Raw genomic sequence first — 18,275 nt, forward strand, 5'->3', positions numbered from 1 at the left:
TAGTGCAGTTTCCCGGCAGAACCAAGCCGTGGCGCAATGGCTCGTCCGGCGTGCTCCGCAAAACGACCGGTGGTGTCGGATTTGCCTAGCGCGTCCCGATCCGCCGATTGCCATGGCCAATCGATCCAGGGGCCCTATCTCGGTTGCCATGAGCGACGGCAACCGGAAAAGGAGACTGTCATGCTCGCAAACAGCAACGCAGCCGCCAATGTGGCGGTGAAAGACCTTTCGAGAGCAAAGGGCTTTTACGAAGGAACGCTGGGCCTCAAGCCTGTCGACGACATGGCCGGAGAACTGATCGTCTACAAAAGTGGCGACACGGTCATCAATGTCTATCGTTCAGAATTCGCCGGTACCAACAAGGCGACGGCGTTGACCTGGACGGTCGGCGACCAGATCGGCGCCATTGTCCAGGCGCTGAAGTCGAAGGGCGTCACCTTCGAGCGCTATGAGATGCCCGGGCTGACGCTTGAGGGCGATGTCCATGTCGGCTACGGCATGAAGGTCGCCTGGTTCAAGGACCCGGACGGCAACATACTTTGTCTTGCGGGCGAGTAGATTTCAGCCTCAGACCGCCAGGCGCGTGACAAAATAGGTCAACGCCGAAATCGCCGCAGTCGCCGGCAGGGTGATCACCCACGCCACGACAATGTTGCCGGCAATGCCCCAGCGTACAGCCGAGATGCGGCGGGCAGCACCCACGCCGATGATGGCGCCGGTGATTGTATGCGTGGTCGAGACCGGGACACCGAGCCAGGTGGCGGCGAACAACGTTATCGCCCCGCCGGTCTCGGCGCAAAAACCCTGCATCGGGTTCAGCCGAGTGATCTTCGATCCCATCGTGTGCACGATGCGCCAGCCGCCGAAGAGCGTGCCCAGCGCCAGTGCGGACTGGCAGGTGATGACCACCCAGAACGGCACGTGGAAGCTCTGGCCGAGCATGCCTTGCGAATAGAGCAGCACGGCGATGATGCCCATGGTCTTCTGCGCGTCATTGCCGCCGTGCCCCAGCGAATAGAGCGAAGCCGAGAAGAACTGCAGGACGCGAAAGCTGTTATCGACCGCGAACGGCGTCTGCCGAACGAACAGCCATGAGACGATGAGGATAAGGACAAGCGCCAGCACGAATCCGGTCGCCGGCGAGAGCACGATCGCCGCAGCCGTCTTGCCGAGCCCGGACCAGACGATGGCCCCCGGGCCGGCCTTGGCGACGCCGGCGCCGACCAACCCGCCGATCAGCGCATGCGAGCTGCTCGACGGAATGCCGGCGATCCAAGTGACGATGTTCCAGACGATGGCTCCGATGAGCGCGGCGAAGATCACTGCGGGGGTCACGATCTCGGCGTCGACGATGCCCTTTCCCACCGTCTCGGCGACATGCAGACCGAAGAACAGGAAGGCGATGAAATTGAAGAAAGCCGCCCAGAACACGGCATAGTGCGGCCTCAGCACGCGGGTGGAGACGATAGTCGCGATCGAGTTGGCGGCATCGTGCAGGCCGTTGAGGAAATCGAAGAACAGCGCCACGGCGACGAGGCCGACCAGCAGGGGAAAGGCGATCGCAGCGTTCATCTGTTAGACGTTCTCGATGGCGATGCCGCTGATCTCGTTAGCGACGTCCTCGAAACGGTCGACCACCTTTTCCAGCTGGCCGTAAATCTCCGAGCCAATCAGGTAGGCCATAGGGTCGCTGCGACCGTGCCGCTTGAACAGGTCCTTCAGGCCCTGCTCGTGCAGGTCGTCGGCGCGGCCCTCAACGCGCATGACTTCTTCGGCGATGGCGTTCAGCCGCGCGGCGTTGGCGCCAACCTTGCCGAGCAGTGGGATGGCCTCTGCTACCAGCCGGGCGGCCTCGACGATGACGCTGCCCATTTCCCGCATCAGCGGATCGAATTCCCTCATCTCGAACAATTTCACCGTCTTGACGGCCTTGTGCATCGTATCGATGGCATCATCCATCGACTGGATCAGATCCTTGATGTCGCCGCGGTCGAAGGGCGTGATGAAGGAGCGCCTGACGGCAAGCAGCACCTCCGCGGTGATCCCGTCCGCTTCGTCCTCCAGATCGACGATCGTCTGGCACCAGCGGTCGATGTCCCGGCCCTGGAGAAGCTGCTCAAGCGCCTCGGCGCCGCCGACCACCGTGCGCGAATGCCGTTCGAACAGTTCGAAGAAGCGATCCTCGCGCGGCAACAGTCTGCGAAACCAACCCAGCATCTGCTCCTCCCTGCTTCCGCCTACCTCACATAGCGCCATGCGCGGCGCGGGAAAACAGATAAGCCGGCTCAAAAATGTGGATGAGATCCTATCGTTCATCCGCCTTGCGAAGCAAAGCGATTTCCCCGACCTTGGGCAGACCGTGGATCGGATGACATGATCGACAAGCTGGAATTCTTCATCGCTTTAGCCAGGGAAGAGCATTTCGGCCGCGCCGCCGAGGTGTGCGGCGTCACCCAGCCGACGCTGTCGGCCGGCATCAAGCAGCTCGAGGAGCAGCTCGGCGTCATGCTGGTGCTGCGCGGCTCGCGTTTCCAGGGTCTGACGCCGGAAGGCAAGCAGGTGCTGGTTTGGGCGCGCCGCATCGTCGGCGATTCAAGGACCATGCGCGAGGAGATGCGGGCGGCGCGCCACGGCCTGTCCGGCCGCATCCGCATCGCCGCCGTTCCGACGGCGCTCGCCATGGTGGCGCGGCTGACGACGCCATTCCGCGACAAGCATCCCGGCGTCACCTTTTCGGTGCTGTCACGGACCTCGATCGAGGTGCTGACGCTGCTCGGCAATCTCGATGTCGATGCCGGCATCACCTATCTCGACAACGAGCCGCTGGGGCGGGTAACCAGCGTGCCGCTCTATGACGAGCGCTACCAGCTGATCACGGCAGTCGGCAACCCCTATTCCGACCGCGACAAAGTGACGTGGGCAGAGATCAGCCAGCTGCCGCTCTGCCTGCTGACGCCGGACATGCAGAACCGCCGCATCATCGACCAGCATCTGGCGGAAGCCGGCGTGCAGGTGCGGCCGACGCTGGAATCCAACTCGATGATCGTGCTGTTCTCGCATATCCGGACCGGCAAGTGGTCATCGATCATGCCGCTCAACCTTGCGGAAACATTCGGCTTTTCCGAACCGATCCGGGCCATTCCGATCGTCGATCCGGATGCCAGCCACACGGTCGGGCTGGTGGCGGCGCCGCGCGAGCCGCACACGCCGCTGGTGCAGGCGCTGCTGGACGAGGCAATGGCGCTCGCAGACGATTTCCGCGCCCACCGCTAGGCTAGACAATGCGGGCTCAGCGTTTTTGATAGATAATTTCTATCAAGCGACGAGACTGCTTTATTGATCTCGGAGGTTTCCTCTGATTTCATAAGGACTTAGCGATATTGCGCCCTGTGCATGTCGTTGCCCCAAAACGGCTCTATATTTTGGGGTGACATATGTGTTGGCGCCACGGCCAGGGAGGGCGCTGCATGCCGATGCAGCCTGCAAGTACCGAGATCGCGTCGCGCATAGCGGCGATCATCGAGGAATTGAAGGACCTCGAAGGTCCGCTGCTGCCGATTCTCCACGGCATCCAGGAAGAATTCGGCCATGTGCCGCAGGTGGCGCTTCCGGCCATCGCCGACGGGCTGAACCTCTCAAGAGCGGAGGTGCATGGCGTCGTCACCTTCTATCACGATTTCCGCGCCAAGCCGGCCGGCCGGCATGTGCTGAAGCTCTGCCAGGCGGAAGCCTGCCAGTCGATGGGTTCGGAAGCCGTCGCCACCAAGGTCAAGCAACTGCTCGGCATCGATTTTCACGAGACCGCACGCGACGGATCGGTTACACTGGAGCCGGTCTATTGCCTCGGGCTTTGCGCCTGCTCGCCGTCGGCGATGCTCGACGGCGAAGGGATCGGCCGGCTCGACGACGAGAAGATCGAAGAGATCGTCGCGGAGGTGCGTTCATGATCCCGCGCATCTACATCCCTGCCGATTCCGGTGCTCTGGCGCTCGGCGCCGAAAAGGTCGCCAGGGCGATCGAGAAGGAGCTCAAGGAGCGCGGCGTCGAGGCCAAGATCGTGCGCAACGGCTCGCGCGGCGCCTATTTCCTGGAGCCGATGGTCGAGGTTGCGACCGCCGAGGGCCGCGTCGCCTACGGGCCGGTCAAGCCGTCTGACGTGAAAAGCCTGTTCGACAGCGGTTTCCTCAAGGGTGGCCATCACAAGCGCTGGCTGGGCGCGCCAGACAAGATCCCCTTCCTCGCCAAGCAGACGCGGCTGACCTTCGCGCGCTGTGGCGTCATCGACCCGCTGTCGCTCGACAGCTATAAGTCGCATGGCGGTCTGAGAGGCCTGCAGAACGCGGTCGCCATGGCGCCGGCCGAGATCGTGAAACAGGTGACCGAGTCCGGCCTGCGCGGCCGCGGCGGCGCCGGCTTCCCGACCGGCATCAAGTGGAAGACGGTTCTCGATACGAATTCCGAACGCAAATATATCGTCTGCAACGCCGACGAGGGCGACAGCGCCACCTTCGCCGACCGCATGATCATGGAGGGCGATCCCTTCGTGCTGATCGAAGGCATGGCGATCGCCGGCATCGCCACCGGCGCGACCAAGGGCTTCGTCTATATCCGCTCGGAATATCCGCATGCGGTGGCGACGATGAACAAGGCGGTCGCGATCGCCCGCAAGGCGGGCGTGCTCGGCGTCAATGTGCTGGGCTCGCCCAACGCCTTCGACATGGAAATCCGCGTCGGCGCCGGCGCCTATGTCTGCGGCGAGGAAACCTCGTTGCTCAACAGCTTGGAAGGCAAGCGCGGCGTGGTGCGCGCCAAGCCGCCGCTGCCGGCGATCCAAGGATTGTTCGGCAAGCCGACGGTGATCAACAACGTGATCAGCCTGGCCTCCGTGCCGATCATCATGGACAAGGGCGCCGCCTACTACAAGGATTTCGGCATGGGCCGTTCGCGCGGCACGATCCCGATCCAGATCGCCGGCAACGTCAAGCATGGCGGCCTGTTCGAGACGGCCTTCGGCCTGACGCTGGGCGAAATCGTCGACGAGATCGGCGGCGGCACGGCCTCGGGGCGGCCGGTGAAGGCGGTGCAGGTCGGCGGCCCACTCGGCGCCTATTTCCCGCGCGCGCTTTTCGACACGCCGTTCGACTACGAGGCTTTTGCTGCCAAGGACGGGCTGATCGGCCATGCCGGCATAACCGTGTTCGACGACAGCGCCGACATGCTGAAGCAGGCGCGCTTTGCCATGGAGTTCTGCGCCATCGAAAGCTGCGGCAAGTGCACGCCCTGCCGCATCGGCTCGACGCGCGGCATGGAGGTTCTGGACAAGGTCGCCGCGGGCATCGAGGCGGAGAAGAACCTCGCTCTGGTCACCGACCTCTGCAACACGATGAAGTTCGGATCGCTCTGCGCCCTGGGCGGCTTCACGCCCTACCCGGTGATGAGCTCGATCACGCATTTCCCCGAGGATTTTAAGCCGGCGCCGACGCGCGTGGCTGCCGAATAGGAGCTGGCAGATGAACATCAAAGCCGACTTCCCGACACTCATCGAAGAGATCGACTACGGAACGCCGGAGTCGAAAGCGGCGAAGCAGGTGACGCTGACCGTCGACGGGCAAAGCATCACCGTGCCGGAAGGCACCTCGATCATGCGCGCGGCGATGGAAGGCGGGGTCGAGATCCCGAAGCTCTGCGCCACCGACATGCTGGACTCTTTCGGCTCGTGCCGCGTCTGCCTGGTCGAGATCGACGGCCGCGGCGGCACGCCCGCATCCTGCACGACGCCGGTCGGCGAGGGCATGGTGGTGCGCACGCAGTCCGAGCGGCTCGATGCCATCCGCCGTGGCGTCATGGAACTCTACGTCTCCGACCATCCGACCGGCTGGAACGAGAAGGCCGGAACCGGCGCCAGCGAGTTCGACGCGGTTGCGGAGTCGGTCGGTCTGACCGAGAACCGCTACGGCGTCGAAGGCCGCAACCACGTCAAGGAAGAAGGCGGCGTGGCGCCCGGCCATGGCTCGCTGGCGGTCGACTACATCGCCCGCGATGAGTCCAACCCCTACTTCACCTATGATCCGGCGCAGTGCATCGTCTGCTCACGCTGCGTGCGCGCCTGCGAAGAGGTGCAGGGCACCTTCGCGCTGACCATCGAGGGCCGCGGCTTCGAGTCCCGCATGGTCGCCGGCATGCATGAGGATTTCATCGCTTCCGAATGCGTGTCCTGCGGCGCCTGCGTGCAGGCCTGCCCGACCGACGCATTGCGCGAGAAGACCGTGCTCGAGAAGGGCATGCCGGAGCGCTCGGCCGTCACGACCTGCGCCTATTGCGGCGTCGGCTGCTCGTTCAAGGCGGAAGTGAGGGGTGACGAAGTCATCCGCATGATGCCCTACAAGGACGGCAAGGCGAACCACGGCCATTCCTGCGTCAAAGGCCGTTTTGCCTATGGCTATGCCACCCACAAGGATCGGATCCTGTCGCCGATGATCCGGGAGAAGATCACCCATCCGTGGCGCGAGGTGAGCTGGGAAGAGGCGATCGCCCATACGGCAAAGGAATTCCGCCGCATCCAGTACCAGTACGGACGCGGCTCGATCGGCGGCATCACCTCCTCGCGCTGCACGAACGAGGAGACCTATCTCGTCCAGAAACTGGTGCGGCAGGGCTTCCGCAACAACAATGTCGACACCTGCGCGCGCGTCTGCCATTCGCCGACCGGCTACGGCCTCGGCCAGACCTACGGCACCTCGGCCGGCACGCAGGACTTCGACTCGGTCGAATACACCGACGTTGCCGTCATCATCGGTGCCAATCCCGCTACGGCGCATCCGGTGTTCGCCTCGCGGCTGAAGAAGCGGCTGCGTGAGGGCGCCAAGCTGATCGTGCTCGACCCGCGCCGCACCGAGATGGTGAAGTCGGCGCATGTCGAGGCCGACTACCATCTGCCGCTGAAGCCCGGCACCAACGTCGCGGTGCTGACGGCGCTTGCCCATGTCATCGTCACCGAGGGCCTGTTCGACGAAGCCTTTATCCGCGAGCGCTGCGACTGGGCCGAGTTCCAGGACTGGGCGTCCTTCGTCGCCCTGCCGGAAAACAGCCCCGAGACGGTCGGCAAGCTGTCCGGCGTCGATCCTGAAGCGATCCGGGGTGCCGCGCGCCTTTACGCCAAGGGCGGCAACGGCGCGATCTATTACGGCCTCGGCGTCACCGAGCACAGCCAAGGCTCGACTACGGTGATGGCGATCGCCAACCTCGCCATGGCCACCGGCAATATCGGCCGTCCGGGCGTCGGCGTGAACCCGCTGCGCGGCCAGAACAATGTCCAGGGCTCCTGCGACATGGGTTCCTTCCCGCATGAGCTGCCGGGCTATCGCCATATCTCCGGCGAAGCCGTGCGCGACATCTATGAGAGCCTGTGGGGCGTGAAGCTGGACGAGGAGCCCGGCCTGCGCATCCCCAACATGCTGGATGCCGCCGTCGACGGCTCATTCAAGGGCATCTACATCCAGGGCGAGGACATCTTGCAGTCCGACCCCGACACCAAACATGTCGCCGCAGGGCTGGCCGCGATGGAGTGCGTCGTCGTGCACGACCTCTTCCTCAACGAGACGGCGAACTACGCCCATGTCTTCCTGCCGGGCTCGACCTTCCTGGAGAAGGACGGCACCTTCACCAATGCCGAGCGCCGCATCAACATGGTGCGCAAGGTGCTGGAGCCGAAGGCCCGCTACGCCGACTGGGAGGCGACGCAGGAGCTCGCCCGCGCCATTGGGCTCGACTGGAACTACACGCACCCGTCTGAGATCATGGACGAGATCGCCAAGACTACGCCGAGCTTCGCCGGCGTCTCCTTCGAGCTGCTCGACCGTGTCGGATCGGTGCAGTGGCCCTGCAACGAGAAGGCACCGCTCGGCACGCCGATCATGCATGTCGACGGCTTCGTGCGCGGCAAGGGCAAGTTTATCCGCACCGAATATGTCGCGACGGACGAACGGACCGGCCCGCGCTACCCGCTGCTGCTCACCACCGGGCGTATCCTGTCGCAGTACAATGTCGGTGCGCAGACCAGGCGTACCGAAAACGTCGCCTGGCATGCCGAAGATCGGCTGGAGATCCATCCGCACGACGCCGAGAACCGCGGCATCCGCGAGGGCGACTGGGTGCGGCTGGCGAGCCGTTCGGGCGAGACCACCCTGCGCGCGCTGATCACCGACCGCGTGTCGCCCGGCGTCGTCTACACGACCTTCCACCACCCGGACACGCAAGCCAATGTGATCACGACCGACTTCTCGGACTGGGCGACCAATTGTCCGGAATACAAGGTCACCGCCGTGCAGGTGGCGCCATCCAACGGCCCGACCGAGTGGCAGAGGGACTATAACGAGCAGGCCAAGCAGAGCCGCCGCATCGCCCCGCTGGAAGCGGCGGAGTAGTCTTGGCCGCGCGCCGCAAAGCCACGACGCAAATCTCGCGGCTGGCGCGTCGTGCCGGCGGCACGGCGGCTGCGAACCGCATGGTGCCGGAGGAGACGCCGGTCGCGTTCTCCTATGCCGGCACCACCCATGCGGTGATGATGGCGAGCCCGGCCGATTTCGAGGATTTCGCGCTCGGCTTCTCGCTCACCGAAGGCATCGTTGCCGACCCGGCAGAGATCGAGGCGATCGAAGTCGAGGATCTCGGCGCCGGCATCGACATCCAGATCAAGCTGAAGGACCGGGCCAACACGCGCTTCCAGGCGCGACGGCGCCGGCTTGCCGGGCCGGTCGGCTGCGGCCTGTGCGGCATCGAATCCATCGAGGAAGCGATGCGGTCGATCGACGCGGTCGGTTCGTCGAAGCTTACGCTCGACGCCGAAGACGTCACGCGTTCGGTCAAGCTGCTGTCGAAGCAGCAGCCGCTGCACACCGAGACCGGGGCGGTGCATGCTGCCGGCTTCTACGTTCCCGGCAAAGGTATCGTGATGGCGCGCGAGGATGTCGGCCGCCACAATGCGCTGGACAAGCTCGCCGGCGCGCTGGCCAAAGCCGGCATCGACGGCGCGAGCGGCGCCGTCGTGGTCACCTCGCGCGTGTCGGTGGAGATGGTGCAGAAAACCGCCGCCATCGGTGCCCCGATCATCATGGCGGTTTCGGCGCCGACCGCGCTTGCCATCCGTACCGCCGAGTCCGCCGGGATGACGCTGGTGGCGCTGGTGCGCGGCGACGATTTCGATATTTTCACCCACCCCGACCGGGTGGCTTGCGGAGTTGCCAAGCATGTCGCATGACGAAGACCACATCGCCAGCACCAAGGAAAAGCTGGTGCGCATGGCCAATCAGATCGCCACCTTCTTCCATTCGAAGCCGCACGAGGAAGGCATTGCCGGCGTTGCCGAGCACATCAACAAATTCTGGGAGCCCAGGATGCGGCGGCAGTTCTTCGAGCTGCTGGACGGCGACCCGGAAGATTTCGACGAGTTGGTGATCGCCGCCTCCGCCAAGATCAAGCGTCCGCTGACGGCGGAGCAGGCCGACAAGAGCCTCGGTTACAGCAAGCCTGCGGAGGCTGAGGGCGCCATTCCGCACAAGTAGGGCCTTCGGGCCGCATCGGCGCAAAGGTCTTATATTTCCGCTCTCTAAAGTTTCGCTGCCGCAAGCCGGCTGCCTCTGCTATGGTTGACGACAGGAGATCGTCTGGCCGGGCGGGGTAGTTGCGTGAAGCCGATCGAGACCAGATATGCCCGTAGCGGGGATGTGCGGATCGCCTATCAGGTGGTCGGCCAAGGCTCGTTCGATCTCATCTTCGTCCCCGGCTTCATCTCCAATCTCGACCTCCAATGGGAAGACGAGGGCTACAGCCGCCTGCTGAAGCGGCTTTCGACTTTCTCACGGCTGATTCTGTTCGACAAACGCGGCACCGGGCTTTCGGACCGAGTGGACAACCATCACCTGCCCGGCCTGGAAACCCGCATGGATGACGTGCGCGCGGTGATGGACGCCACCGGCAGCGGCCGCGCGGCGATCCTCGGCGCTTCGGAAGGCGCACCGATGGCGATGCTGTTTGCCGCGACCTATCCGGAGCGGACGCGGGCACTCGTGCTCTATGGCGGTTATGCGCATTTCCACAAATGGGTAATGCCGCCGGAGCGCCTGGAAGCCTTCATCGAGGTTGCCGAGACTTGCTGGGGCACCGGCGCGACCTTGCCCAATTTCGCGCCAGGCCGCGTGGATGACACGCATTTTGCCCGGTGGTGGGCACGGTTCGAACGGCTGTCGGCCGGCCCGACGGCCGCGGCAGCCCTTGCCCGCATGAATGCAGACATCGACGTGCGCGGCATTCTGTCCGCGATCAGCGCGCCGACGCTGCTGATCCATCGCCGCAATGACGCGCGCGTCGATCCGGAGGCCAGCCGCTTCCTTGCCAAGAAGATTCGCGGCGCCCGGCTTGTTGAGATACCCGGGCGCGACCATCCGATCTGGACCGGGGACGTCGACCGGGTGGCCGACCTGATCGAGGAGTGCCTGACCGGCCAGCCGGCGGTGGCCGACACCGAGCGGGTGCTTGCCGCGCTGCTGGTGACGCGCATCTTCGACACCGCCAAGCTCGGCGACCGCATGTGGAGCGAGCGCAGCCAGCGCTTCCAGGAAGCATGGCGGCTGCTGGTGGGCCGCCATGGTGGGCGGATTGCCGGCACGCATGGCGAATTGATGATCTCTCGTTTCGACGGGCCGGCGCGCGCCATACGCTGCGCAGCGGCGCTGCGCGATGCGGCGCAGCAGATCGGCGTGGCAAGTGGGCAAGGCGTGCATGTCGGCGAGATCGAAATGCGCGGCCAGCCGGTCGGCCTCACGGCGCGGGTGACCATGCAGCTCGCCACCCATGCCGGACCCGGCGACATCCTCGCTTCGCGGCTGGTCGCCGAACTGGCGATAGGCTCCGGCCTGCGTTTCATCGACGCCGGACTTGTCAGTCTCGACGAGCTGAGCGAGCCGCTGCCGGTGGTCCACGCCACGTCTGAACAACATCTGGAACCGGCCTGCCGCCCCAGGCCCAGGGCCCTGCAGCCAGCTACACTGACGGCGCGGGAAAGCGAGGTGGTGAACCTGATTGCCGACGGCATGAGCAATGCGGCGATCGCCGCCGAGCTGAGGCTCAGCGAGCATACGGTCAAGCGGCACGTCGCCAACATATTGCTCAAGCTGGACCTGCCGTCGCGCGCTGCTGCGGCGGCCTTCTCGGCAAGGCACACTGGCCCGGACGGGCCATGAGTGCCATGGCGCTTTCGGGCGAAGCGAAAGGGGTGTCTCTAGGACTATGAATTCGTCCCATGCAGGCCAAGCGTCAGGTGGACTCGTCAAGAAGCAGACCGACGACCTGTTCGCAGCCGCCATGGCCAGTTCGCAGTGAGAAGTCCCTGCCCGGCAGTAATCGTCGGGCAGCGCTTCGGACATCTACCACCCAAGACGATGGGCACATGGAGGATGAAATGCTGACCAAGACAGTGGACGGCGCGGCGATCAAGAAAGCGATCGAGAGCCGCGACGGCAAGATGCTGGCGAGCTTCTACAATGACGATGCGCTGGTGCGGGTGATCGACCGCAACAACCCGCCGAGCAAGCCGCGCGAAATCCGCGGCCGCGCGGCGATCAGCACCTTCTGGGACGACATCTGCAGCCGGGCGATGACCCACAAGGTCGACGCCACGATCGCCGAGGGCGACAATCTCGCCTTCACCCAGGCCTGCGCCTATCCCGACGGCACCAAGGTGTTCTGCGCCGCGATGCTCGAATTGAAGAACGGCCGCATCGCGCGGCAGACGGTCGTGCAGGCCTGGGACGAGTAGCTCAAGAACGGATTCATCTGCAAGACAGGGAGGAGAACCAAGATGTTCAGCGCCAGATGGCAGATCGACGCCAAGTTCGGTCACAAGCAGACCGCGCTCGAGCTGATGCGGAAATGGGAGCGCGAGATCGGCTCGCAGGTTGGGCTCGCCGACCTGAAATTCCAGCTCATGACCGGTTCAGTCGGCGCACGCGAAGCGACGATCGAGACCCACCACCAGGTCGAGAGCCTGGCCCAGTTGGAGGAGTTCTTCGCCAAGATCGCCAAGATCGAGGCGCACGCCAAATGGGGCAAGGAGCTGGAGCCCTATGTGGTGTCGGGCACCAGCCTGTGGAACATCTACCGCATCGTCGAGTAGCGGCCTGCGTGGCCGACCTCACCCGTTGTGGGAGAGATAGAGGGCTTACCCGTGCGCCACCATCACATGGCGGACGGCGGTGTAGTCCTCCAGCGCGTAGAGCGACATGTCCTTGCCGTAACCGGACTGCTTCAGGCCGCCATGCGGCATCTCGTTGGTGAGCATGAAGTGGGTGTTGATCCAGGTGCAGCCATATTGCAGCCGGGCGGCGGTCGTCATTGCGCGCGAGACGTCCCTGGTCCACACCGACGATGCGAGGCCGTAGTCGCTGTCATTCGCCCAGTTCACCGCCTCGTCGACCTCGGAGAAGCGGGTGACCGAGACGACCGGGCCGAACACCTCGCGGCGCACGATCTCGTCTTCCTGCAACGCTCCGGCGACGACCGTCGGCTGGTAGTAGAAGCCGGAGCCCGCGCCCGGCTTGCCGCCGGTGGTGATCTCGATGTGCTTCAATTCCGAAGCGCGCTCGACGAAGCTTGACACGCGGTCGCGCTGGCGGCGCGAGATCAGCGGCCCGATCTCATTCTCGGTGTCGTCAGGCAGATTGTATTTGATGGTCGACGCCGCCGAGGAGAGATCGGCAACCAGCTTGTCGTAGATCTTCTTGCCGGCATAGATGCGGCAGGCGGCGGTGCAGTCCTGGCCGGCATTGTAGTAGCCGAAGGCGCGCAGACCGTTGACCACCGCGCCGAGATCGGCGTCGTCGAAAACGACGACCGGCGCCTTGCCGCCGAGCTCGAGATGCGTGCGCTTGACCGACTTGGCGGCCGCCTGCAGCACTTTCTTCCCGGTGGCGACGTCGCCGGTGATCGAGATCATGTTGACCTTGGGATGATTGATCAGCGTGTTGCCGACGCTGTCGCCGCGGCCGAGGACGACATTGACCACGCCCTCGGGCAGGATCTCCGACAGGATCCTCGCCAGCTTCAGCGCCGTCAGCGGCGTCTGCTCCGATGGCTTGAAGACGACGGTGTTGCCGCCGCCGATCGCCGGCGCCAGCTTCCAGGCCATCATCATCAGCGGATAGTTCCAGGGCGCGATGGAGGCGACGATGCCGATCGGATCGCGCCGCACCATCGAGGTGTGGCCGGGCAGATACTCGCCCGCGACCTGGCCTGGCATCGAGCGCACCGCGCCGGCGAAGAAGCGGTAGCAATCGACGATCGCCGGGATCTCGTCATTGAGCACGGCGTTGATCGGCTTGCCGCAATTCAGCGCCTCGAGCGCGGCGAACTCATTCGCTTCGGCCTCGATGCGATCGGCGATCTTCAGCAGATAGCCCGAGCGCTGCGCCGGCGTGGTGCGCGACCAATTGACGAACGCTTGTTCGGCGGCACTGACAGCCGCCTCGATCTGCGCCGGACTTGCTTCCGGCAGGTTGAGGATGGTCGCGCCGGTCTTCGGATTGAGGATCGGCTCCTCGATTTCGGTGCCCTTGTCGAATTTCGAGCCGATCAGCATCTGGGTGTCCATGGGGGTTTCTCCCTTCGCAGTAGCGAGTAGCGAGTTGCGTGCAGCGAGTTGCGAATGGCGGGCAGGGTTCGCGATCGATTTTCCCTATTCGCTATTGGCTAATCCCTATTCGCTGTTTTCATTTGCCCGAGCCGGCGATCTGGTCGCCGTCGCGGGTCAGGTAATAGGCAAAGAGGATCGGCAGCAGCGTCACCAGCACGACGACCATGGCGACGACATTGGTGACCGGACGCTGCCGCGGTCTGATCAGCTCCTCCAGCATCCAGATCGGCACGGTCTGCTGCTGGCCGGCGGTGAAGGTGGTGACGATGACCTCGTCGAAGGACAGCGCAAAGGCCAACATGCCGCCGGCAAGCAGCGCGGTTGCAATGTTGGGCAGCACGACATGCCTAAACGTCTGAAAACCGTCGGCGCCGAGATCCATCGAGGCCTCGATCATCGAGCCTGAGGTGCGGCGAAAACGGGCGACGGCATTGTTGTAGACAACGACCACGCAGAAGGTGGCGTGGCCGAGCACGATCGTCCAGAACGAGAACGGGATGTCGGCGAGCGCAAATGCGGAGCGCAGCGCGATGCCGGTGATGATGCCGGGCAGCGCGATCGGCAGGATGACGAGCAATGAAATCGCCTCGCGGCCGAAAAAGCGCGTGCGCGAAACCGCAGCGGCGCAGAGCGTGCCAAGAACCAGTGCGATCGCGGTCGAAATGGCGGCGACGCGGATCGACAGCGACAGCGCCTCCCAGACATCCGGCCTGTTCCAGGTGACGGCGAACCATTGCGTGGTTAAACCCGGTGGCGGCCACACAAAACTCTTCTCTTCGGTGGTGAAGGCATAGACGAAGATCAAAAGGATCGGCAGGTGCAGGAAGAGCAGGCCGCAGGCGGCGGCGATCTTCAGCCCGAGCGGAGCGGATTGGCCGCGATCAGAGCGCATCGAAAGCTCCCATGCGCTTGGCGCCCCACAGATAGAAGCCCATGATGACGATGGGCACCACGGTGAAGGCGGCGGCTAAAGGAATGTTGCCGGCGGTGCCTTGCTGCGAATAGACGGCCTGGCCGATGAACAGGCGCGAGGTGCCGATGATCTGCGGGATGATGTAGTCGCCCAATGTCAGCGAGAAGGTGAAGATCGAGCCGGCGACGATGCCCGGCAGCGCCAGCGGGAAGAGCACGTTGCGGAAGGTCTGGCCGGGCGAAGCGCCGAGATCGGACGAGGCCTCGACGAGATTGCCGGGGACGCGCTCCAGCGCCGCTTGCACAGGCAGGATCATGAACGGCAGCCAGACATAGACGAAGACGATGAAGGTGCCGGTGAAGGAGACCGACAGCGAGTTGCCGCCGACGATCGGCAACGACAGCCAGGCCTCGAGCAGCCACAGCAGGCCGAGCTTGCCTAACAGCCAAGTGAGAATGCCTTCCTTGGCGAGGATCAGCTTCCAGGCGTAGATCTTGACCAGATAGCTCGACCAGAGCGGCAGCATGACGCCGAGATAGAACAGCGCCTTCCAGCGGCCGCGCGCATAGCGCGCCGCATAATAGGCGATGGGGAAGGCGATGACCGCGGAGGCGAGCGTGACGAGCGCCGCCATCGTCACCGTGCGCAGGATGATGTCGAGATTGGCGGCCTGGAACAGGTCGCCATAGGTCTTCAGCGTGAACTCGCGGTTGATCAGGCCGGAGAACTCGTCGATCGAGAAAAAGCTCTGCAAAAGCAGCGCGAAAAGCGAGCCTATATAGACGATGCCAAGCCACAGAAGCGGCGGCAGCAGCATGAGCAGCAAGAGAAGTATCGGCCGGCGCCAAAAGAGGTCGGAGAGCGCCCCGCGCATGCCGCCGTTGCCGGGCAGGATGGCGGGCACGGGCTTGGATTGAACAGCGGCGATTGTCATCGCGCCGCACCGACGATTAAATCAACGGCGGCAAGGCCGAGATCCTTCACACCCCCCTCTGGCCTGCCGGCCATGTCCCCCGCAAGGCGGGAGATCAGCAGCTCGTCTGCCCCGCCAGTTCTGCAACGTCGAAAATCGGCGAAGCGAGCGGCGAGAGCCAATCCCCCCCCTTGCGCGGGAGATGTCCGGCAGGACAGACGAGGGTGCTTTGCACAAACCTCAATCATGCCGACTCGTCCATCAGATGCAGGTGCTCGCGGTTGAAGGTGAGCATCACCGCCTCGCCTTCGGCAGGGAGCGCGGTCCCCGCCGGCACCATGGCATGCAGCCTCAGCCCATCGGCATCCAGCGCCAGCCTTGTGGTGGCGCCGAGATAGTTGGTCCCGACCAGACGCGCGACAACGCCATCGCCGCTCGTCGCGCCCGATACGCGGATGGATTCAGGCCTGAGGCTGCCCCAGCGATGCTGGCCGGAATAGCGCTGCACGAAATCCGGCGGCAGCACGTTGGACGAGCCGACGAAATCGGCGACGAAGCGTGTCCTCGGCCGCTGGTAAATGTCCTCAGGCGTGCCGACTTGCATGATTCTGCCGTCGTTGAAGACGGCAACACGGTCGGCCATGGAAAGCGCTTCGCCCTGGTCGTGAGTGACGAAGACGAAGGTGATGCCGAGCACCTTCTGCAGCGACTTCAGTTCCTCCTGCATGTTCTCGCGCAGCTTGAGGTCGAGCGCGCCGAGCGGCTCGTCGAGCAGCAGCACCTTGGGCTGGTTGACGAGCGCCCGGGCAAGCGCGACGCGCTGGCGTTGGCCGCCGGAGAGCTGGCCGGGGCGCCGGGCCCCATAGCCCGGCAGGCGCACCAGCGAGAGCGCCTCTTCCGCCGCCTTCAGCCGTTCGACCCTGCCGACGCCCTTGACCATCAGCCCGTAAGCGACGTTGTCGAGCACGTTCAGATGTGGGAACAGCGCGTAGTCCTGGAAAACGGTGTTGACGTTGCGGCGATAGGGCGGAACGCCTTCGGCCCGCTCGCCGAAGATGGAGATCGAGCCGGCCGTCGGCTGCTCGAAGCCGGCGATCAGCCTGAGGCAGGTCGTCTTGCCGGAGCCGGACGGCCCGAGCATGGCGAAGAACTCGCCCGGCGCGATGTCGAGATCGACCGCATCGACGGCGCGCACGCTGCCGAAATGGCGCGAGACTTGTTTGAAGGAAACGGCGGAGGTCATGATCTGTCCTGAAGGTTCAGGCTCTCAAATTCGGGCGTCTGTGCTGCCCCTCGTCCGCCTGCCGGCACCTTCTCCGCGTGAAAGACGGGGAGAAGGGACAAACTCCAGCGCTGGCGCCCCCTCTCCCCGTTCTTCGCGGGGAGAGGGTAAGGGTGAGGGGCAGCGCCAACTTCTAAAGGCCAGGCGAACTCACCGCCCGCCGATGACGCCGATATAGTCCGACACCCAGCGGTAATAGGGCACGCACTTGTCATTCTGGCTGGCGCATTTCGATATCGGCGTCTTCCAGAACTTGATCTTCTCGAAATTGTCGTAACCGTTGGTCTTGCAGCCCTCGTCGCCAAGCAGTTCATTGCCCTTGCAGGCGGCGGGCACGACCGGCAGCGAGCCGAACCAGGACGACACATCGCCCTGGACCTTGGGCGAGAGCGAGTGCTCGAGCCACATATAGGCGCAGTTCGGATGGGCGGCGTCGGCTTCCATCATGGTGGTGTCGGCCCAGCCGGTGACGCCCTCCTCCGGCACGGTCGAGGCGACCGGCTTCTTGGCGGCGACCAGCGTGTTCACCTGATACGGCCACGAGCCGGAGGCGACGACGCCTTCGTTCTGGAAATCGTCGACCTGGATCGCGGCGTCATGCCAGTAGCGGCCGACCAGGGTGCGCTGGGTGCGCAGCAGATCGAGCGCCGCCTTGTACTGGTCTTCGCTGAGCTCGTAAGGGTCCTTGATGCCCAGTTCCGGCTTGTGGAACATCAGGTAGTTGGCGGCATCGGCAATGTGGATCGGGCCGTCATAGGCCTGGACACGCCCCTTGTTCGACTTGCCGTCGGGCAGCTTCATCTCCTCGAAAACGACGTTCCAGCTCTTGGGCGCTTCCTTGAAGACGGTGGTGTTGTACATCAGGATGTTCGGGCCCCACTGGTAGGGCACGCCGTAATGCACCTTGTCGACGGTGAACCAGGGCGCGTCCTTGAGACGGTCGTCGACCGTCTTCCAGCTCTTGATGAGGTCGGTGTTGATCGGCTGCACGCGCTTGCCGGCGACGAGGCGCAGGGAAGCATCACCAGAAGCCGTCACCAGGTCGAAGCCGCCCTCGTTCATCAGCGAGACCATCTCGTCCGACGTATTGGCGGTCTTGACGTTGACCTTGCAGCCGGTCTCCTTCTCGAAGGCGGTCACCCAGTCGTAGTTCTTGTCGGTCTCGCCCCGCTCGATATAGCCCGGCCAGGCGACGATATTCAGCTCGCCTTCGCCCTTGCCGACTTCCTTGACGTGGGCGATCGCCTGACCCGAGAAGGTCAGCGCAACCGTCAACGCCGTGCATGACTTCAGGAATGCATTCATCATCGATCTCCCATTTTGGCCCATGACCCCGAAACCGATCCGGTTTTCAACAAGGATCACGCGCAAACCTGAACGCCAGAGTTCCCATCACCCCGGCAGCCGCGCTCACGAGCGGCTTTGTTCCCTGAGCGAAAAGTGCTGTGAAAATTCCGGTTTCGCAAATCCATTTATCAGAAAC

At 64.2% G+C, this 18,275-nt stretch carries 17 protein-coding genes; 10 read left to right on the forward strand and 7 right to left on the reverse strand.

What is annotated here, in order from left to right; translation table 11 throughout:
- Positions 1 to 180: 180 nt before the first annotated feature.
- Positions 181 to 558, forward strand: coding sequence for a VOC family protein (locus tag CK218_RS13755; protein ID WP_067324386.1), 378 nt, complete (start codon positions 181 to 183; stop codon positions 556 to 558).
- A 9-nt stretch (positions 559 to 567) separates the two neighbouring features.
- On the opposite strand, the gene CK218_RS13760 is transcribed toward CK218_RS13755, so the two are convergent.
- Together CK218_RS13760 and CK218_RS13765 are read right to left on the reverse strand one after the other, a co-directional pair.
- Entirely contained in the window at positions 568 to 1,572 is a 1,005-nt protein-coding gene (locus CK218_RS13760; protein WP_095828064.1) for an inorganic phosphate transporter, read from the reverse strand.
- A 3-nt stretch (positions 1,573 to 1,575) separates the two neighbouring features.
- On the reverse strand, positions 1,576 to 2,217 hold the full coding sequence (locus CK218_RS13765) for a DUF47 domain-containing protein (protein WP_067003620.1): 642 nt from the start codon (positions 2,215 to 2,217) through the stop codon (positions 1,576 to 1,578).
- 156 nt (positions 2,218 to 2,373) lie between these two features.
- On the opposite strand from CK218_RS13765, the gene CK218_RS13770 reads away from it, so the two are divergent.
- From CK218_RS13770 to CK218_RS13810, 9 genes are all read left to right on the forward strand, one after another.
- On the forward strand, positions 2,374 to 3,273 hold the full coding sequence (locus tag CK218_RS13770; RefSeq protein WP_095777568.1) for a LysR family transcriptional regulator: 900 nt from the start codon (positions 2,374 to 2,376) through the stop codon (positions 3,271 to 3,273).
- A gap of 194 nt (positions 3,274 to 3,467) precedes the next feature.
- Positions 3,468 to 3,947, forward strand: a complete 480-nt coding sequence (locus CK218_RS13775; RefSeq protein ID WP_095828065.1) for a formate dehydrogenase subunit gamma — start codon at positions 3,468 to 3,470, stop codon at positions 3,945 to 3,947.
- Complete coding sequence (locus CK218_RS13780; protein ID WP_095777570.1) at positions 3,944 to 5,500, forward strand: NADH-quinone oxidoreductase subunit NuoF; 1,557 nt, start codon at positions 3,944 to 3,946, stop codon at positions 5,498 to 5,500. The genes CK218_RS13775 and CK218_RS13780 overlap by 4 nt, the downstream gene beginning before the upstream one ends.
- Positions 5,501 to 5,510: 10 nt before the next feature.
- On the forward strand, positions 5,511 to 8,423 hold the full coding sequence (gene fdhF, locus CK218_RS13785) for a formate dehydrogenase subunit alpha (protein WP_095828066.1): 2,913 nt from the start codon (positions 5,511 to 5,513) through the stop codon (positions 8,421 to 8,423).
- Positions 8,424 to 8,425: 2 nt separating this feature from the next.
- A complete protein-coding gene (gene fdhD, locus CK218_RS13790) occupies positions 8,426 to 9,256 on the forward strand; it encodes a formate dehydrogenase accessory sulfurtransferase FdhD (RefSeq protein WP_095828067.1) in 831 nt (276 codons plus the stop codon).
- Positions 9,246 to 9,560 carry a formate dehydrogenase subunit delta gene (locus CK218_RS13795; RefSeq protein WP_095777573.1) on the forward strand — a complete coding sequence of 105 codons (315 nt, stop codon included), beginning with the start codon at positions 9,246 to 9,248 and terminating at the stop codon, positions 9,558 to 9,560. The genes fdhD and CK218_RS13795 overlap by 11 nt, the downstream gene beginning before the upstream one ends.
- A gap of 123 nt (positions 9,561 to 9,683) precedes the next feature.
- Complete coding sequence (locus tag CK218_RS13800; RefSeq protein ID WP_095828068.1) at positions 9,684 to 11,237, forward strand: alpha/beta fold hydrolase; 1,554 nt, start codon at positions 9,684 to 9,686, stop codon at positions 11,235 to 11,237.
- Between the two features lie 218 nt (positions 11,238 to 11,455).
- Positions 11,456 to 11,812, forward strand: a complete 357-nt coding sequence (locus CK218_RS13805) for a nuclear transport factor 2 family protein (protein WP_095782332.1) — start codon at positions 11,456 to 11,458, stop codon at positions 11,810 to 11,812.
- Positions 11,813 to 11,854: 42 nt separating this feature from the next.
- On the forward strand, positions 11,855 to 12,169 hold the full coding sequence (locus CK218_RS13810; RefSeq protein WP_067003605.1) for a hypothetical protein: 315 nt from the start codon (positions 11,855 to 11,857) through the stop codon (positions 12,167 to 12,169).
- A gap of 45 nt (positions 12,170 to 12,214) precedes the next feature.
- On the opposite strand, the gene CK218_RS13815 is transcribed toward CK218_RS13810, so the two are convergent.
- The 5 genes from CK218_RS13815 to CK218_RS13840 form a co-directional block, all read right to left on the reverse strand.
- Positions 12,215 to 13,642, reverse strand: a complete 1,428-nt coding sequence (locus tag CK218_RS13815) for a gamma-aminobutyraldehyde dehydrogenase (protein ID WP_095828069.1) — start codon at positions 13,640 to 13,642, stop codon at positions 12,215 to 12,217.
- 118 nt (positions 13,643 to 13,760) lie between these two features.
- Positions 13,761 to 14,576, reverse strand: coding sequence for an ABC transporter permease (locus tag CK218_RS13820; protein ID WP_067003601.1), 816 nt, complete (start codon positions 14,574 to 14,576; stop codon positions 13,761 to 13,763).
- A complete protein-coding gene (locus CK218_RS13825) occupies positions 14,566 to 15,471 on the reverse strand; it encodes an ABC transporter permease (RefSeq protein WP_206519861.1) in 906 nt (301 codons plus the stop codon). Before CK218_RS13825 ends, CK218_RS13820 begins: the two co-directional genes overlap by 11 nt.
- 283 nt (positions 15,472 to 15,754) lie before the next feature.
- The gene (locus CK218_RS13835; RefSeq protein WP_095828072.1) at positions 15,755 to 16,753 is read right to left on the reverse strand and encodes an ABC transporter ATP-binding protein; all 999 of its coding nucleotides are present in this window, start codon (positions 16,751 to 16,753) and stop codon (positions 15,755 to 15,757) included.
- 189 nt (positions 16,754 to 16,942) lie between these two features.
- Positions 16,943 to 18,097: an ABC transporter substrate-binding protein gene (locus tag CK218_RS13840; RefSeq protein WP_067003747.1), complete on the reverse strand. Its 1,155-nt coding sequence runs from the start codon at positions 18,095 to 18,097 to the stop codon at positions 16,943 to 16,945.
- Positions 18,098 to 18,275 lie beyond the last annotated feature (178 nt).

It is taken from the genome of Mesorhizobium sp. WSM3879, assembly GCF_002294915.1.
Taxonomy (GTDB): Bacteria; Pseudomonadota; Alphaproteobacteria; order Rhizobiales; family Rhizobiaceae; genus Mesorhizobium.